The 19,071-nt window shown below is 35.5% G+C and carries 11 protein-coding genes and 1 pseudogene (1 of these 12 only partly in view); 6 read left to right on the top strand and 6 right to left on the bottom strand.

Annotation, left to right across the window (positions count from 1 at the left end; all coding sequences use genetic code 11):
• The 5 genes from P8625_RS07665 to P8625_RS07645 form a co-directional block, all read right to left on the bottom strand.
• Positions 1–1,527, bottom strand: partial view of a phosphoenolpyruvate carboxylase gene (locus P8625_RS07665; RefSeq protein WP_279652863.1) — the 5' portion only. The gene continues 1,059 nt to the left of window position 1, outside the view; the window shows 1,527 of its 2,586 coding nt (coding positions 1–1,527); its start codon is at positions 1,525–1,527; its stop codon lies beyond the left edge, outside the window.
• Between the two features lie 92 nt (positions 1,528–1,619).
• Positions 1,620–3,077 carry a glutamate synthase subunit beta gene (locus P8625_RS07660; protein ID WP_279652862.1) on the bottom strand — a complete coding sequence of 486 codons (1,458 nt, stop codon included), beginning with the start codon at positions 3,075–3,077 and terminating at the stop codon, positions 1,620–1,622.
• 3 nt (positions 3,078–3,080) lie between these two features.
• On the bottom strand, positions 3,081–7,592 hold the full coding sequence (gene gltB, locus P8625_RS07655; protein WP_279652861.1) for a glutamate synthase large subunit: 4,512 nt from the start codon (positions 7,590–7,592) through the stop codon (positions 3,081–3,083).
• A gap of 17 nt (positions 7,593–7,609) precedes the next feature.
• Positions 7,610–8,848, bottom strand: coding sequence for an ammonium transporter (locus P8625_RS07650; protein WP_279652860.1), 1,239 nt, complete (start codon positions 8,846–8,848; stop codon positions 7,610–7,612).
• Between the two features lie 13 nt (positions 8,849–8,861).
• A complete protein-coding gene (locus P8625_RS07645) occupies positions 8,862–9,200 on the bottom strand; it encodes a P-II family nitrogen regulator (protein WP_279652859.1) in 339 nt (112 codons plus the stop codon).
• 470 nt (positions 9,201–9,670) lie between these two features.
• Here P8625_RS07645 and pta point away from each other — a divergent pair, with 470 nt between their 5' ends.
• From pta to P8625_RS07630, 3 genes are read left to right on the top strand one after another with little or no spacing between them, the layout of a single operon-like run.
• Positions 9,671–11,764, top strand: a complete 2,094-nt coding sequence (gene pta, locus P8625_RS07640) for a phosphate acetyltransferase (protein ID WP_279652858.1) — start codon at positions 9,671–9,673, stop codon at positions 11,762–11,764.
• 10 nt (positions 11,765–11,774) lie between these two features.
• Positions 11,775–12,956: an acetate/propionate family kinase gene (locus P8625_RS07635; protein WP_279652857.1), complete on the top strand. Its 1,182-nt coding sequence runs from the start codon at positions 11,775–11,777 to the stop codon at positions 12,954–12,956.
• 4 nt (positions 12,957–12,960) lie between these two features.
• A complete protein-coding gene (locus tag P8625_RS07630; protein ID WP_279652856.1) occupies positions 12,961–13,749 on the top strand; it encodes a tRNA pseudouridine synthase A in 789 nt (262 codons plus the stop codon).
• A gap of 45 nt (positions 13,750–13,794) precedes the next feature.
• Here the strand turns inward: P8625_RS07630 and P8625_RS07625 are convergent.
• A pseudogene (locus tag P8625_RS07625) lies at positions 13,795–14,938 on the bottom strand (acyl-CoA dehydrogenase).
• Between the two features lie 92 nt (positions 14,939–15,030).
• Between P8625_RS07625 and P8625_RS07620 the strand changes: the two are divergent.
• From P8625_RS07620 to nhaB, 3 genes are all read left to right on the top strand, one after another.
• Entirely contained in the window at positions 15,031–16,095 is a 1,065-nt protein-coding gene (locus P8625_RS07620; RefSeq protein WP_279652855.1) for an anhydro-N-acetylmuramic acid kinase, read from the top strand.
• A 178-nt stretch (positions 16,096–16,273) separates the two neighbouring features.
• On the top strand, positions 16,274–17,500 hold the full coding sequence (locus P8625_RS07615) for a Glu/Leu/Phe/Val dehydrogenase dimerization domain-containing protein (RefSeq protein WP_279652854.1): 1,227 nt from the start codon (positions 16,274–16,276) through the stop codon (positions 17,498–17,500).
• Positions 17,501–17,519: 19 nt separating this feature from the next.
• Positions 17,520–18,995 carry a sodium/proton antiporter NhaB gene (gene nhaB / locus P8625_RS07610; protein WP_279652853.1) on the top strand — a complete coding sequence of 492 codons (1,476 nt, stop codon included), beginning with the start codon at positions 17,520–17,522 and terminating at the stop codon, positions 18,993–18,995.
• The last annotated feature ends 76 nt before the right edge of the window (positions 18,996–19,071 follow it).

The following is a 19,071-nucleotide window of genomic DNA, read 5'->3' as shown; positions in this document are numbered from 1 at the left end:
ACTTCCTCTTTTTTGGAGATGTTCCATGTAGGATGGATTGCTGTAGAGTTCTTCCATCACCTTTGAAGCATTTTTTAAATCTGTGATAGTTTCAAACAGCGGAACAATATCAACAGTTAGTTCATCGTGGAATGCAACTAATTTTAGCATGGCATATAATTGCATAACATTCAGTGAGGTTTGATTGTTACTAATGATATACCTGTTTGCAGCTGCTTCACCATTGTTTTCTTGAATTGTTTTGATAACCTTCATCGTTTTTAAGGTTTTCAGCGCAAATTCATCTTTAATTATTGAGAGATCAACAGTTCCTTCTATTTCAGAAAGCAATTTTATCTGCTCCTTTTCTTCTAAATCGTGATAATTATTTGGGAATATAGATGTGTTATTTTTGTTTAAAGTATCTACCAATGTTGTAAATACATTATGGTGTTGCCTACTATCTTGTCTTATATCTAAGTTGGCAAAGTGAAACCCAAAGAGAGTAACTTTATTTAAAAGGCTTTTTACTTCTTTGAGGTATAATGATTGGTGCTGATTTATTAAAATGTTTTTAATATCGGTAAGTTCTTTTTCAAAAGAATGCAACGAAATAGAGGTGTTGTCATTCCTTAATATTGTTTCGTATAATTTATTTTCGAGCGTAGTAATTTTATCTTCAACTCCTGAAAAAGTTAACTTTCTTTTTAAGATTCGTACATCTCGATAGTAATTTTTAATAATAGCTTCTTTGAGCTTTTCAGCGACTTTTAGGGTGGTTTCAGGGGTTACGAATGGATTTCCATCTCTATCACCACCAGGCCAGAATCCTATATTAACGATATTGTTGGTTAACTGTTCGGCATCTTCAAATATATTTTCTTTGATATAGTCGTAAATATTTCCGAAGGAATGATAAAATACATTTTCTAAATACCAAATTAGGCTAATAGCTTCATCGTATGGGGTAGGTTTATTTTGCCTAAAGAAGGGTGTTTTTCCTAATTGAGCCAAAAGCCGAGTAATTTGCTGTAAATCATTTTCTTTGATTGCTTCAGATAAGTCTGTAATAATCCCTAAAACCGAACCAGGATAAAACTGGGTTGGATGTGCGGTTAGTACAATTCTTACTTTAAAGTCTTGTAAAAATGCTCTTAGCTGGCTCATCTTATTATTAGAAGAGGCGAACTCTTTTAAATTCCGCAAGGTACCTATACCATCCATGTTATTAACTACTGGAAAAGCTGCATCTTCTATGGCATCGAATAATACTACTTGTCTTTCGATGTACTGAATGAATCGAAATAATAGGTTTATTTGACTTTTTTCATCTCTTCTTGCTTGATATTTTTTAAAAAATGTATTAACGATAACGGTGGGGTCATCTCCTTTTTCGTATCCTTTTTTACAGGTTTCATGAAATAAGGGCAACAATACTCCTGTTTTGGTAATGCTACTAAATGGCAATGTCATAAATATACTGTTGTATATTTTGTATTTTGCTTCAACATTTTCTTTAAATCTTCTAATTTTGGGTAGTTTAGACATTGTGATTTCTTTTTAGTACTTAAAAATAACAAACTATGACTCAAGAAAGCCTATTTTAATCTTGATTTTACGAAAACGATGTAAGTAATTGTTTATATACTGGGTAAATCGCCGTCGCCTTTAGTGGCTAAAAAGCTAGTACTTGTTAAGTATTTGTCAATACTTACAGCAGCTTCTCTACCTTCAGAAATTGCCCAAACGATTAGAGATTGTCCTCTTCTCATATCTCCTGCTGTGAATATGTGGGGCACGTTTGTTTGAAAATGAGTTGCTTTATAGTTGCTTCTGTCGTCTAGTGTTATTCCTAATTGATCGCTTAAAGTAGTTTCAGGACCTGTAAAACCTAGTGCTAAAAGTGCTAAATCGCAAGGCCATATTTTTTCGGTATTTGGTTTTTCGAGAAGTTTTGGTCGCTTACCTGGTACGATTTCCCATGCTACTTCAACAGTTTTCAGGGCTGTTAAGTTCCCTTCACTATCGGTAATAAATTCTTTGGTATTGATTAACCAATTTCTGTCGCATCCTTCCTCGTGAGAGGTACTTGTTTTGAGTTGCAAGGGCCAATAAGGCCAGGGAGTTTCAGGACTTCTGTGTAAAGGAGGTTTTGGCATAATTTCAAAATTGGTAACTGATTTAGCTCCTTGTCTGTTAGAAGTTCCAACACAATCGGAACCTGTATCTCCACCACCAATAACGATTACATTTTTATCTTTGGCAGAAATAGCTTCTCCTTCTATTTCTTTATTGAAAAGTGCTTTTGTTTGTTGTGTTAAGAAATCCATTGCTTGATGAACCCCTTTTGCATCGATTCCTTTCACAGGAATACTTCTTCTTTGGGTAGCTCCGCCGCAGAGCAATATAGCATCGAAGTAATCGAGGTTTTTAATATCGTAGTTTACGCCAACATTTACATTTGTTTTAAAAATAATGCCTTCTTTTTCCAAGATTTTTACACGTCTGTCAATAAGCTGTTTTTCTAGTTTAAAGTTTGGAATTCCGTATCGTAATAAACCACCAAGTTCATCATCTCGTTCGAATACTGTTACGTTATGACCTGCTCTGTTTAGCTGTTGTGCTGCTGCCAATCCTGCGGGTCCAGAGCCTATAATGGCAACTGTTTTTCCTGTTCTTGTTTTTGGTGGGTTTGGTTGAATCCATCCATTAGCAAAAGCTCGTTCAACAATATTTTTTTCTATATTTTCGATTGAAACTGGGTTGCTAATAATACCTAAGACACATGATTTTTCACATGGAGCGGGGCATAGTCTTCCTGTAAATTCAGGAAAATTGTTTGTAGAATGTAAAATTTCTGAAGCTTTTTGCCATTCTCCTTTGTATACCATATCGTTAAAATCGGGTATCAAATTTCCTAAAGGGCAACCGCTGTGGCAAAACGGAATTCCACAATCCATACATCTAGCTCCTTGTTTTTTTATTTCAGCTTCTTCTAAGGTAATGGTAAATTCCTTGTAGTCTTTTATTCTTTCTTTTGCTGCGATATTTGATTCGTCTTGTCTCTCTATATCTATAAATCCTCCTATTTTACCCATAACTTATGCTGTGATTTTTTTTAATACTATTTTTTCTTCTGCTAGCCTTTTCAACGCTTTTTTGTAATCTTTTGGAAATACTTTTACAAATTTCTTTTTAACTGCTTCCCAATTGTCAAGTTGTTTTTTTGCTAGCTCGCTATTGGTGTAATTGTAGTGCACCTCTATGTGTGTTTTAAGGTCAAAGAAGTCTTCATCATTTAAAGGGTCAAGATCAACCATTTCTTTATTACACAAATTGTTTGCAAATTCTTTATCTTCATCAAATACATAAGCAATTCCACCACTCATACCCGCAGCAAAATTTCTTCCTGTTTTTCCTAAAATAATTATTTTACCTCCTGTCATATATTCACATCCATGGTCTCCAACACCTTCAACAACTGCGGTGACTCCGGAGTTTCTTACAGCAAAACGTTCACCAGCTATTCCGTTAATAAAAGCTTTTCCTTTGATTCCTCCGTAAAAACTAACGTTTCCGGTAATGATATTTTTAGAGGCATCGAAAGTTGCTGATGCAGGTTTTTTAACGATAAGGGTAGCTCCTGAAAGTCCTTTACCTAGATAATCATTGGTTTCTCCTTCTATGGTAAGGGTAAGTCCTTTTGTTGAAAAAGCGCCAAAACTTTGTCCTGCAGATCCTTTAAAGGTAATGTTTAGGGTGTTTTCTGGAAGTCCATCTTCACCATATTTTTTTGAAATCTCGTTACTTAAAATAGCACCAACAGCCCTATCTGTGTTCTGAATTGGGTATTCGAGATTTGTTTCTTTTGAGTTGATAATTGCTGATTTTGCATCGTTTAAAATTTTAAAGTCTAGTACATTGTCTAGATTGTGATTTTGTTTTTCTGTGTTATATTGAATTGTTTTTTGTTCTTGCTGCGGCTTATATAAGATTGCAGAAAGGTCGACTCCTTTGGCTTTGTAATGATGAACGGCTTTTTTGGTATTTAGCTTATGACTTTGACCAATCATTTCATTGAGTGTTCTGAATCCTAACTGCGCCATGATTTGTCGTAGTTCTTCGGCAACGAAGTACATAAAATTGATAACATGCTCAGGAGTTCCTTTAAAGTTTTTACGTAACTCAGGATTTTGCGTTGCAATTCCTACAGGACAGGTGTTTAAGTGACAGGCTCTCATCATAATACATCCAGATGCGACTAACGGAGCGGTGGCAAAACCAAACTCTTCGGCACCCAATAGGGCTGCTACAGCTACATCTCTACCTGTTTTTAATTGTCCATCAACCTCTAATGCTACTCGGTTTCTCAATCCGTTTAAAACCAATGTTTGTTGTGCTTCAGCTAAACCTAATTCCCAAGGTAAACCCGTATGCTTTAAAGAGGTTAGGGGAGAAGCTCCTGTACCGCCATCATACCCTGAAATTAAAATAACATCGGCTTTGGCTTTGGCAACTCCTGCGGCTATGGTACCTACTCCAACTTTTGATACTAGTTTTACATTGATACGTGCTTCTCTATTCGCATTTTTAAGGTCGAAAATTAGCTGTGCTAAATCTTCAATAGAATAAATATCGTGATGTGGTGGCGGAGAAATGAGTCCGACATAAGGTGTTGAGTTTCTTACTTCAGCAATCCAAGGAAGTACTTTTTCACCTGGAAGTTGTCCTCCTTCACCAGGTTTTGCTCCTTGTGCCATTTTTATTTGAATTTCTTTGGCGTTGGTTAAATAGTTGCTCGAAACGCCAAATCGTCCAGAAGCTACTTGTTTAATAGCACTGTTTTTCCAGTCGCCATTGGCTTCTTTTGTAAATCTTATTTTGTTTTCACCACCTTCTCCAGAATTACTTTTTCCTCCAATTCTGTTCATGGCAATAGCAAGATTTTCGTGTGCTTCTTCACTGATAGAGCCGTAAGACATTGCCCCTGTTTTAAATCGTTTTACGATTTCTGTCCAAGGTTCTACTTCATCTATTGAAATAGGATCGAGGTTGTTAAACTCAAACAAACCTCTTAAAGTCATTAAGTCTTCACTTTGCTTATTGATTTTGTCGGCATAGGTTTGATAACTTTCTGAACTTTTACTACGAACGGCTTGTTGTAGTTTTGCTACGGTAGTTGGATTAAACATGTGTTTTTCTCCATTTCTTCTCCATCGGTAGTCTCCTCCGATTTCTAAATCGAGAACAGATGTATAGTTTTCGAGTTCGAATGCTTTATCAAATCTGGTTTGAATATCTTTTTCAAGAACCACCAGTCCAATTCCTTCAATTCTTGATGGTGTATAGGGGAAATATTTGTTAACAAATGTTTTTTTCAAGCCTAAGGCTTCAAATATTTGGGAAGCTCTATAAGAATGTAGGGTAGAGATTCCGATTTTATTCATAATTTTTAGCAACCCTTTGCCAATGGCTTTATTAAAGTTTTGTACCGCTGTTTCTTCGTCTAAATCTTTAATTACGTTGGTTTTTACTTGTTCTCTAATAATTTCATTAACGAGGTAGGGGTTAATAGCACTTGCTCCGTAACCAAATAGTGTGGCAAAATGATGTGGTTCTCTGGCTTCGGCAGTTTCAACAACAATTCCGAATTTTGAACGTTTTTGTTTGTCGTTCAAGGCATGGTGCACGTATGAACAGGCTAGTAGCGCAGGAATCGGAGCATGCTCCTTGTCAACATTTCTATCGGAAAGAATAATAATATTGGTTCCTTCAAATACTGCTTTTTCTACGGTAACTAGTAAATCGTCTAAGGCTTTTTCTAATCCGTTAACACCATTGCTAATTGGGTATAGTATGGGTATGGAAACTGCTTTAAAATCGGGATGCTCTATGTTTTTGATTTTGTCTAAATCGTCATTTGAAATAACAGGGTTTTGTATTCTTAATTTTTTGGCTTGCTCTGGAATGATATCAAAAATATTTCGGTCACCCCCAATAGCAAGACTAATATCTGTAATTAATTCTTCTCTAATTCCGTCTAATGGAGGGTTGGTTACTTGGGCAAATAATTGCTTAAAGTAATTGTACAAGAGCTGTGGTTTGTTAGATAAAACGGCTAAGGGAGTATCGGTACCCATCGAACCAATGGCTTCTTTTGCGTTTGTTGCCATAGGAATAATTACCGAGTTAATTTCTTCTAGTGTATATCCAAAAACACGTAGCCTAGTTTTATACTTGGTAGGCTCGATCGGACACATATTATTGGTATAGGGCACATCTGCCAGCGGAAGGGTGTGTTCGGAAATCCAATCTTTATAGGGTTTTTTAGAAACAATTTCAGATTTAAGTTCTTCATCTTCAATAATTCTTCCTGCATTCATATCCACCAAAAACATTCTACCTGGCTCTAATCTTCCGTGTCTTTCTACGTTTTCTGGGGCGACTTCAACGACTCCAATTTCAGAAGACATAATTACAAAACCATCTTTGGTTACGGTATATCGAGAAGGTCTTAATCCGTTTCTGTCTAACAACGCACCAATGTAATTACCATCAGTAAAAGGAATAGAAGCAGGTCCGTCCCAAGGCTCCATAATACACGAGTTGTATTCATAGAACGCTTTTTTATCATCAGACATGGTTTGGTGTTTCTCCCAAGCCTCAGGAACCATCATCATCATTACTTCTGGAAGTGATCTCCCTGTCATTAATAAAAGCTCTACTACTAAATCCATGGAAGCGGAATCAGATTTTCCGTCTCTTACAATAGGAAATAGTTTTTGAATGTCTTCGCCAAATAAATCACTCTTCATCAATTCTTCTCGGGCTCTCATTCTACTTACGTTTCCTCTTAATGTATTGATTTCTCCATTGTGGCACATGTAGCGAAAGGGTTGTGCCAAGCTCCACGCAGGAAAGGTGTTGGTAGAGAAACGTTGATGCACCAATGCTAACCTTGTAACCACATCTTTTTCTTTTAAATCTTTATAATACCTGCCAATATCTTCAGGAATTAAAAGACCTTTATAAATTAAGGTTGTTGTTGAAAAACTAGGTAAGTAGAAGTAGTCTGCTTGAGAAAGTTTTGATTGGGCAATAATATGCTCGGCTATTTTTCTAGCTGCAAATAGTTTGGCATTAAATTGTAAATCGGTAAGTTCTAAATCGTTCTTATCAACAAAAATTTGTTTGGTTTTGGGTTCTGTTTTAGCAGCTATTTTTCCTATAAAAGAGGTATCAACAGGAACATTTCTCCAGCCTATAACTCTCAATCCTTGTTTACGTATTTCTTCTTCAAGAACCGAAATACAGTAATTCGATTGATTCGAGCTTTTGGGAAGGAAAACCATTCCTACGGCATATTCTTTAGGAGCTGGAATTGTAAACGAGCAAACTCGTTTAAAGAATTCGTGCGGAATATCAATCAAAATACCAGCACCATCACCAGTTCGTCCATCGGAACTAACAGCTCCTCTATGTTCTAATTTTACTAGAATTTCGAGCGCATTATGAATAATTGTATTGGATTTTTCTCCGTTTAAATTACAAATAAATCCAGCGCCACAGTTATCTCTTTCAAATTCACTTAGATATAATCCTTGATTTTTCATATGCTTGGGTTTAAGTTTTATTGTTCGTTAAGTCTAAATTCAGGATACGCATTAATTCCGTGTTCAGCGTTATCTAATCCCTCAATTTCTTCTTTTTCAGAAACTCTGATACCTATAGTTTTCTTTAGAGTAAAAATGATCAGGAAAGATGATAGTATGCATGTTAATGCGTAAGTTAATATTCCAATACATTGGGAAGCAAATTGATGTATTCCAGCCAAATTACCTAATAAGCCAACGGCAAGCGTTCCCCAAATACCACATATTAAGTGTACCGCAATAGCTCCAACAGGGTCGTCGAGTTTTAATTTGTCAACCATTGCAATGGCAAAAACGACTAAAATCCCGGCGATACTTCCAATGATAATTGCATCTGTAGGACTCATTTGATCGGCTCCTGCGGTTATCCCAACCAATCCTCCAAGTATTCCGTTTAAAAACATAGTAAGGTCGTAGTTTTTATATAAAATGGATGAAGTTATAAAAGCCAATACCCCTCCTGCGGCAGCTGCTAAACAGGTTGTTACTAGGGTAAGAGAAGTAGATGATGGGTCAGCTGATAAAACAGAACCGCCATTAAAACCAAACCAACCAAGCCACAAAATGAGTACCCCAGCAGTTGCTATTGGAATGTTATGCCCAGGAATAGCTTGGGTTTTTCCGTTTTTAAATTTACCGATTCTTGCACCTAACAACCATACAGCAACGATGGCAGCCCATCCACCAACCGAGTGAACTAATGTTGAGCCGGCAAAATCATAAAAAGGAGTTTCTAGCGTATGTAAAAAACCACCACCCCATTTCCAAGAACCTGCAATAGGATATACGAAGCCAACATAAATAATGGTGAAAATAATAAAAGGTCCTAGCTTCATTCGTTCAGCTACGGCACCTGAGACGATGGTAGCTGCGGTGGCTGCGAACATTCCTTGAAAAAGGAAGTCAGTCCAGTATGTGTAGCCTTTGTTATAGGTTAAATCTAGAGAGCCTTCTACTACAGGCGATGATAATCCAAAGCCGCCGAAACCGAATATACCAAGTGAGTTTTCTGCAAACCCAGGGTACATTAAGTTGAATCCGACTAAGCAGTAAAGTAGTAATCCAACGGTAATGATAAAAATGTTTTTAAATAAAATATTCATCGTGTTTTTTTGCCTGGTTAAGCCAATTTCTAAAAAGGCAAATCCTAAGTGCATAAAAAACACAAGGGCTGTACAGATCATCATCCATACGTTATTTATAGTTAATGTTTCCATAATTTTAATTTTGTTAGTTTAGCGATTCTCCTCCTTTTTCTCCTGTTCTTATACGGTAACATTCGTTAATGTCTGAAACGAATATTTTACCATCTCCAACTTCACCAGTTGCTGCAGCCGAAAGAATTGCATTGATTGTTACTTCTTCAAAACTATCGTTAACAACTATTGAAAGGTATCTGCGTTGAATATCGCTGGTGCTGTAAGCCACTCCTCTATACACATGTCCTTCTTTCTCGTTTCCAAGCCCAGTTACGTCCCAGTACGAGAAGAAATTTACACCGATGTCATGTAATGCCTCTTTGACTTGATGAAATTTTGATTTTCTGATAATCGCTTCTATTTTTTTCATGATTACTCTTTTATTATCAATGGTAATTTGAGGTGATTTTTACGTTAAACGTTGTTTTTTCAAGAAAAAATCTAAGCTAAGTTTCAATTTTTTATAGACATAAACAAATGATTCATAGTTTGTTATCGTATTAAAACGTTTTCGTAAATGAGTCGATTGTCAAAAAAAGGGGCATCAAAATTTTAATACCACAAAAGGGTATTACCTAAACAGTGTTAAAATGAGAAGTATGTAAATAAACGTGAAAAAAATAGTGATTTGATAAAAATGCACTTTGTTGAAAAATAATAGAAGCAAACTATTATTTGTTGAGGCAACACAGAATCTAACTAAAGTTTAGAAAAAAAGGAAGCGATATTTTTTAGAAACGCATCCTGTTTTTGAAAGAAATGATTTAAATCAGCTTTTAATAGCGTTTTTTTTATTCTTTTTGCTCACGTAAAAGAATTAATTTTGCAAAAAAATAAATAATGAACAAAGCTATTTATATCGCAGCTAGTGAAGCCAATTCAGGAAAATCAATGTTAAGTCTTGGCTTAATGCATATATTACTTCATAACAAGCCCAAGGTTGCTTATTTCAGACCCATCATAGACAATCCAATTAATGGTAAAAGAGATAATCATATTAATACCGTTCTTAACTATTTCAATTTAAAAAGTAATTATGATGATGCTTATGCTTTTACACGTTCTGAATTAATTAAAGCATTGAGTGATGAAAAGGAAGATGAAATAATTAATACCATTATTGAAAAGTATAAGAAGTTAGAGGAAGAACACGATTTTGTTATCGTAGAGGGTACGGATTTTTCTGATCATGGTGCTATCATAGAAATGGATTTGAACGTTTTAATAGCTAAAAATCTTGGAATACCTGTTATCATCGTTTCTGGTGGAGTAGGTAAAACATTGGATGAGTTTGTTGAAGGACTTCGTTTAACATACGATTCTTTTGACAATAAAGATGTAGAGGTTATTGCAGTTATAGCGAATAAAGTGCAAGAGAAAAATATTCCTACAGTTTTGAAAGAAGTTGGTGCCAATTTACCAGCATCGGTTTTTATCAATGCCATTCCTGTCTATAAAAAATTAAACAATCCAACCATTAAAGAAATATCAAACGCTATTAATGCGGAAGTACTTTTCGGAACAGCTTCTTTAAATAATACAACAGGTGATATCAAAGTTGGGGCAATGCAACTCGCTAATTTTTTAAGTTATTTGAGTGATGAATGTGTCGTTATTACGCCTTCTGATAGGTCAGATATCTTACTAGGAACGCTTCAGGCAAACATTTCAAATAATTACCCATCGATAGCAGGCATCATTCTTACAGGAGGAATTGATTTAAACCCTACTGTAGTGCAATTGATTGAAGGTCTTGAAAAAGTGATTCCTATTTTAAAAGTTGATGAAGCTACCTTTAAAATAGCTTCAAAAGTAGGAAGTATTCGATCTCATATTTACGCTGAAAACAAAGACAAAATAAAAATGTCTATCAATATTTTTGAAAAATACATTGATATTGAAGCCTTGAAAGAAAAATTAGTTACCTATAAAGGATCCAGAGGAATTACGCCAAGAATGTTTCAATATAACTTACTGCAACGTGCAAAAAAACAGCGTAAACATATTGTGCTGCCAGAAGGAAATGACGATAGAATTCTAACAGCAGCCTCTCAATTACAAAAACAAGATGTGGTTGATTTAACCATCTTAGGAAAGAGTGTTCATATTGAGGCAGCCGTTAAACGCTTAAATATTCCTTTTGATTTTGATAGAGTCAATATTATTAACCCAATTGAATCGGAATATTTTCAAGATTTTTCCAACACCTTGTACGAGTTGAGAAAGCATAAAGGATTGAGCCCAGCCATGGCAGAGGATTTAATGGCAGATGTTTCGTATTTCGGAACGATGATGGTTCATAAAGGAATAGCAGACGGAATGGTTTCAGGGGCTGCTCATACCACACAACATACGATTAAACCCGCCTTACAGTTCGTGAAAACAAAACCTGGTTTTTCGGTGGTTTCGTCTATATTTTTTATGTGTTTAGAAGATAGAGTATCGGTATTTGGCGATTGTGCCATTAACCCGAACCCAACAGCAGAAGAGCTCGCTGAAATTGCGATTTCATCGGCAGACTCTAGTATGGCATTCGGAATCGACCCTAAGGTTGCAATGTTATCGTATTCTTCAGGAAATTCAGGAAAAGGAGAAGACGTTGATACGGTTAGAAAAGCCACAGAAATTGTAAAGTCGAAACGTCCTGATTTAAAAGTAGAAGGTCCTATACAATACGATGCGGCAGTAGATCCTTCGGTAGGGAAGAAAAAAATACCAGATTCACAAGTAGCAGGACAAGCGAATGTGTTAATTTTTCCAGATTTGAATACGGGTAACAATACCTATAAAGCTGTTCAAAGAGAAACAGGAGCGTTGGCGATTGGGCCTATGTTACAAGGATTAAACAAACCAGTAAATGATTTAAGTAGAGGTTGTACGGTTGATGATATTTTTAATACCGTAGTTTTAACAGCTATTCAAGCGCAGGATTAATAAGAAAAGTATGAAGATATTAGTATTAAACTCAGGAAGTTCCTCAATAAAGTATCAATTATTTGAAATGCCTGAACAACACGTAATTTGTTCTGGATTAATTGAGCGTATTGGTTTAGAAATGGGTGCAGTTCATTATACATCTGAAACGAATAACGTAGAAGAAGCAACTGAAATTAAAGATCATAAAGCAGGTTTAGAAAAAGTAGTTGATTTACTATTAGATAAAAAGACTGGCGTGTTACATTCTACTGATGAAATTAAAGCAGTGGGGCATAGAGTAGTGCACGGCGGAAGTACGTTTACCAATACCACTGAAGTAACTCAAGATGTTAAAGACAAAATAAAAGAGTTATTTTCATTAGCACCGCAACATAATCCAGCAAATTTAGAAGGAATACAAGTAGCGGAGTCTATTTTTAACAAAGCAAAACAAGTGGCAGTTTTTGATACAGCCTTTCATCAAAGTATTCCTATCAAAGCCTATAAATATGCCATACCCAATAAGTTTTTAGAACAAGAGAAAATCCGTTTATACGGTTTTCACGGTACTAGTCATAAATACGTTTCTGAAAAAGCCATTGCGTATTTACAAAAAGAAAGGACGAAGATTATTACTATTCACCTTGGCAACGGTTGTAGTATTACAGCTATAAAAGATGGACAAAGTATAGATCACAGTTTAGGGTTCGGGCCTGTTACAGGGTTAATTATGGGGTCGCGATCGGGCGACATCGATCATACCCTAATTTTTTATCTAGTCAATACGTTAGGGTATTCTATAAACGATGTAAATACCATGTTACAGAAAGAAAGTGGAATGCTTGGTTTAACAGGTTTCAGTGATTTGCGCGATATTGAGGCTGCTGCTGAGAACGGAGATACGAATTGTCAACTAGCATTAGAAATGAATGCTTACAGAATTCAAAAATACATCGGATCGTATGTAGCCGCCATGAACGGATTAGATGCCATTGTTTTTACCGCAGGCATTGGTGAAAATTCTGAGCTAGTTCGCAAACTCGTTTGTACCAATATGGAAACTTTTGGAATCGAACTAGACGAAGTAAAAAATAACGTAAGAGCGAAACAAATAACCGAAATTCATAAGGAGTCTTCTAAAGTAAAGGTGTTGGTTATCCCTACCAACGAAGAGCTTGAAATTGCCAAGCAGACCTATCAATTGCTATAAGTAGATGAATTACAATTTTTCATATGTAGTAAAATTTCAATACCTAGGCTTTCGCTTGCACGGTTGGCAAAAGCAACCCAATTTAAAAACAGTCCACTTTTTTGTAGATAAAACATTGAAGTTTGTTTGTAAAGGAATTCGATGTAAAACGGTGGGTGTTGGTAGAACTGATGCTAAAGTATCCTCAACAGATTATTATTTCCAGTTATTTATTGATGAAAAATTAGAGGAGTCACTCTTTATACAAGATTTCAATCGGAATTCGCCTTCCGATATTCGTGTAGTATCTATAGAGCAATTGAATGATACAACATTTAATATTATTCAGCATCCCAAAGTAAAAGAGTATCGTTATTATTTTTCATTTGGAGAAAAAAATCATCCATACTGTGCCCCATTCTTAACGGGATATCTAGATGAATTAGATATAACGTTAATGAAAGAAGGTGCGCTACTTTTTGAAGGATTTCACAATTTTAAACATTATTGTACCAAACCATCAGCAGAAACTAAAGTAGAACGTAGTATTGAAACTTGCCAAATACGAGAAAATACAGATTTGTCGGCTTCTTTTTTTCCAGAGAAAAGCTACGTGTTGATTATTAGAGGAAGTGGTTTTTTACGTAATCAAATTCGCTTAATTATGGGCGCTTTGGTAGAGTTGGGTAAAGGGAATTACGACTTAGAGTTTATTAAAAAAAGTTTAAGAAAAGATACTAATGATATTGACTTTATGAAGACCATAGCTCCTGCTTCTGGATTACATTTATACAAGGTAGATTTCAAAAAATAAGCCCATCTTTTTTGATGAGCTTATTGATTGTTTTTATATCAACGGTTAACCTTTGATTAAACTTCTTGAAATTACAATTTTTTGAATTTCTGAAGTCCCTTCGTAAATCTGTGTAATTTTAGCATCGCGCATTAAACGTTCAACATGGTATTCTTTTACAAAACCATTTCCTCCATGAATTTGAACAGCTTCAACTGTATGTTCCATCGCTACTTTAGAAGCATATAATTTTGCCATGGCACTTTCGCGATCGTAATTTTCACCCGCATCTTTTTTACAAGCGGCTTCCATTACCAAGTGACGAGCAGCGGCAATTTCTGTATACATGTCTGCTAACTTAAAGGCAATTGCTTGATGATTGCAAATCTCCGTTCCAAAAGCTTTACGTTCTTTAGAGTATTTAAGCGCGAGTTCATAAGCACCAGATGCAATACCTAACGCTTGTGCAGCAATACCAATACGTCCGCCAGACAAGGTTTTCATGGCAAACTTGAATCCGAATCCATCTTCACCAATACGGTTTTCTTTAGGAACTTTTACGTCGTTAAATTGCAACGTGTGCGTATCAGAACCACGGATTCCCAATTTATCTTCTTTCGGCCCGATATCGAAACCTTCCATACCTTTTTCAACGATAAAAGCATTGATTCCTCTATGTCCTTTACTTCTATCCGTTTGTGCAATTACTAAATATGTATTTGCACGACCACCATTGGTAATCCAGTTTTTAGTACCGTTTAGTAAATAGTAATCACCCTTATCAATGGCAGTAGTTGCTTGTGAAGTAGCATCAGAGACCTGCTTCGGGCTCACTCAAACAAAAAGCTCCGATATGCTCACCAGTAGCTAGTTTCGTTAAATATTTTTGTTTTTGTTCTTCGGTACCATAGGCTTCTAAACCATAGCATACTAATGAATTGTTAACAGAAACCATAACAGAAGCTGAAGCATCAATTTTAGACAACTCTTCCATAATCAATACATACGAAACAGCATCCATTCCGCTTCCTCCATATTTAGGGTCTACCATGATTCCCATAAATCCTAATTCACCCATTTTTCGAACCAGTTCGTCGGGAAATTGTTGTTTTTCATCTCTTTCTATAACTCCTGGTAATAACTCTGTTTGAGCAAAATCACGTGCGGCATCACGAATCATTAAATGCTCTTCTGTAAGATTAAAATCCATTATTTATTTTATATATTATTAAATTCGTAAAAAATGTGCTCAAAGATACTTTTTTAATAGCAATTTTTCAATAGACTTCCTATTTTTACTTTATGAAAGAAACATATATTTATGGCATCGGGGTAATGTCTGGAACTTCATTAGATGGTATTGATATAGCGTACATTAAAATACATCAAAATATATACAAAGATTTCAAAATTTTAAAGGCAGAAACGATTTCGTATAATAGCTATTGGAAAGAAAAACTTCAAGAAGCTATTAACTACAATGCTGCTGATTTAGAAGAATTAGACATAGAATATGGTAAGTTCTTAGGGCAGGTTATTCATAATTTTATAACAAAGCATACTGTTTCAAGGTTAGATTTTATAGCCTCACATGGGCATACAGTATTACATCAGCCTGAATTAGGAGTAACATTACAAGTGGGGAACGGGCAAGAAATAGCCAATATCACTAAAAAAGAGGTTGTTTGCGATTTTAGAACACAAGATGTGGCATTAGGAGGGCAAGGGGCTCCACTAGTACCTATTGGAGACAAGTTGTTATTTGCTGATTATGATTATTGTTTGAATTTGGGAGGTTTTGCAAATATTTCATACGAGAAGAACAATAAAAGAATAGCTTTTGATATTTGCCCTGTAAATATTGTTTTAAATCACTATACAAGAAAGTTAGGACTTGATTTTGATGAAGGAGGAAAAATAGCCTCAAAAGGGAAGATAAATGATGCGTTATTAGAAAGTCTTAATTCACTCAACTTTTATGCTACAGAGCCACCCAAATCTTTAGGTTTAGAATGGGTAAAAGAGCATGTTTTTCCTTTAATAGATCGTAAAGAGACCGATATTTCTACTATTTTGAGAACTTTTGTAGAACATTCGGCAATGCAAATAGCCAAGATAATAACAAAAAAATCGAAGATTTTAGTAACAGGAGGCGGAGCTTTTAATAGTTTCTTAATGGATAGAATTGCGTTTTATTTAAAAAAGCCAATTCCGTTGGTTACGAGAGAGTTAATTGACTATAAAGAGGCGTTGGTTTTTGCATTTTTAGGATTGTTGAAAAGGAAAGGCGAAGTAAACTGTTTACAATCTGTAACAGGAGCGAAAGAAAACCATTCCTCGGGAAAATTTTTTTACCCACAGAAATAATTTTAAACTATTTGAGTAATGTAGTTTTTTATGATAAATTTGTTCGGCAACAACTACGCTTAAAAACCAGTTATAATGAATCAACTTTAGCTTCCCTTTTTGGGAAAAACAGCAGAGGACTTTTTAAATGTGAAAAAGAAACAGATAAAGTTGAAAATCATCTATTATAAAACTACAAATGAAAGAATTACTAAAAAAATACGAAGAAAAACAACCAGAAATAGTATTTAATTGGAAAGACCCAGAAACAGAGGCAGAGGGATGGACGGTTATCAATTCATTAAGAGGAGGTGCTGCAGGTGGTGGTACACGTATGCGTGAGGGTTTGGATAAGTATGAAGTAATGTCGCTTGCTAAAACAATGGAAGTGAAATTTACCGTATCAGGTCCTGCGATTGGAGGAGCAAAATCGGGGATTAATTTCGATCCGCACGACCCGCGTAAGAAAGGAGTGTTAGAGCGTTGGTACAAAGCAGTAGCACCTTTGTTAAAAAGTTATTACGGAACTGGGGGAGATTTGAATGTTGATGAGATTCATGAGGTAATTCCTATTACTGAAGATAGTGGAGTTTGGCACCCTCAAGAAGGCGTTTTTAATGGACATTTTAAACCTACCGAAGCAGATAAAATCAATCGTATAGGGCAATTGCGTCACGGAGTAATAAAGGTATTGGAAGATGAAGACTTATCGCCGAGTGTGGCTAGGAAATATACGGTAGCTGATATGATTACGGGGTATGGAGTTGCTGAAGCAGTACGTCATTATTACGATATTTATGGAGGAACCGTAGAAGGAAAACGTGCTGTCGTACAGGGTTTTGGTAATGTAGGGTCTGCAGCAGCATACTATTTGGCACAAATGGGAGCAAAGGTTGTAGGAATTATTGATAGAGTAGGAGGCGTAATTAAAGAAGAGGGCTTTTCTTTTGAAGAAATAAAAGAGCTCTTCTTGCATAAAGATGGAAATACCTTAGTTTCAGAAAATATGGTTCCTTTTGAGGAAATGAATGAGCGTGTTTGGAGTTTACCATGCGAGATTTTTGCACCTTGTGCAGCATCTCGATTAATTACTCAAGACCAAATTAACACAATGATAAGCTCAGGGTTAGAAGTGATTTCATGTGGTGCGAATGTGCCTTTTGCAGATAAAGAGATTTTCTTTGGTTCAATCATGGAAGATACCGATAAAAAGGTTAGTTTAATACCCGATTTTATTTCAAACTGCGGTATGGCAAGAGTTTTTGCCTATTTTATGGAGCGTAGAGTAGAAATGACCGATCAAGCTATTTTTGAAGATACTTCAAATACTATCAAAAAAGCATTGCAAAGAACGTTCGCAAGAAGTGCTTCTAAAACTAAAATAAGCGAAACAGCTTTTGAAATAGCTTTGAAAGAACTATTATAAATTTATAAATACATCAACTATGTTTAAATATTTTTTAGGGAATAGTCCTAAATGGTTTAAAATGACCATGATTAGCTTTTTAATCTTTAACATTTTTTCTTTCTTTTTTATTGGAAAAACAGTAACAGCATGGCTTTTCATTGGAGAGTTTATTTTTACCCTAGCAATGGCTTTAAAATGCTACCCTCTTCAATCAGGAGGGCTTTTAGCAATTGAAGCATTAGCATTAGGGTTAACTTCACCAGAAAAAGCGTATCATGAAGTAGACCAAAACTTAGAAGTGATTTTGCTTTTAGTTTTTATGGTGGCGGGAATTTACTTTATGAAACCACTGTTAATGTATATTTTCAGCAAAGTATTTACCAAGATAAAGTCTAAAGTAGTTTTATCGTTACTATTCGTTTTTTTGTCTGCAATACTATCAGCGTTCTTAGATGCCTTGACGGTTACAGCTGTTTTAATTAGTGTTGCGGTTGGTTTTTATGGAGTGTATCACAAAATTCACTCTAAATCAACATCAGATTATGATAATGATGGTGTTTTAGATAGAAAAAGTTTAAGTGGTGAAACCTTAGAACAATTCCGAAGTTTCCTTCGTAGTTTAACAATGCACGGTGTTGTTGGTACTGCACTAGGAGGAGTATGTACATTGGTAGGAGAACCTCAAAATTTATTAATTGGGGAACGCATGGGATGGGATTTTATTGAGTTTTTCATGAAAATGGCCCCAATTACGATTCCAGTACTTATAGCAGGAATGATTACTACCGTAATTCTTGAAACAACAGGATGGTTTGGTTTCGGAGCGAAATTACCAGATGTAGCTGCAAGAATTATAGAGAAATACACCGAAGAAGAAGATGCCAAACGTACACACAAAGAAAAATACGGTTTAATGGTGCAAGGAATTGCAGCAGTTTTGTTAATAGCAGGATTGGCAACCCATATTGCCCCAGTAGGTTTTATAGGCTTAGGCTTAATCATTATACAAACTGCTTTTATGGGTATTATTGAAGAGCACCAATTAGGACCTGCTTTCGAAGAAGCACTCCCATTTACAGGGTTATTAGTAGTGTTTTTCGTAATTGTAGCCATGATACACGACCAACACTTATTCAGTCCTATTATTGCATGGGCATTAGAACAAGACCCAGCATCACAACCAGGATTATTCTATATTGCTAACGGAGTGTTGTCTGCAATTAGTGATAATGTTTTCGTCGCTACCGTATATATTGGCGAGGTGCAAGAAGCATTTAAAAATGGCGTAATTTCAAGAGAACATTTTGAAAAACTGGCAATAGCGATTAATACAGGGACAAATTTACCTAGTGTCGCTACACCTAACGGACAGGCAGCATTTCTGTTCTTGCTCACCTCTTCTTTAGCACCTCTAATCGATCTGTCGTATGGTAGAATGGTAAAAATGGCATTACCGTACACTATTGTTTTAGGAGGCTTAGGTTACATTATGGTAAAAATAGTATTAGGATAGTCGAATAAAAACAATCTATTCAAAATCCTGAATTTTAAAAATTCAGGATTTTTTTAAACAATTAAAAAAGAAGTCA

The sequence above is a fragment of the Tenacibaculum tangerinum genome (assembly GCF_029853675.1).
GTDB classification, from domain to species: domain Bacteria; phylum Bacteroidota; class Bacteroidia; order Flavobacteriales; family Flavobacteriaceae; genus Polaribacter; species Polaribacter tangerinum_A.
Note: the sequence above shows the minus strand (reverse complement) of the source record. Positions and strands in the feature narration are given on the sequence as shown.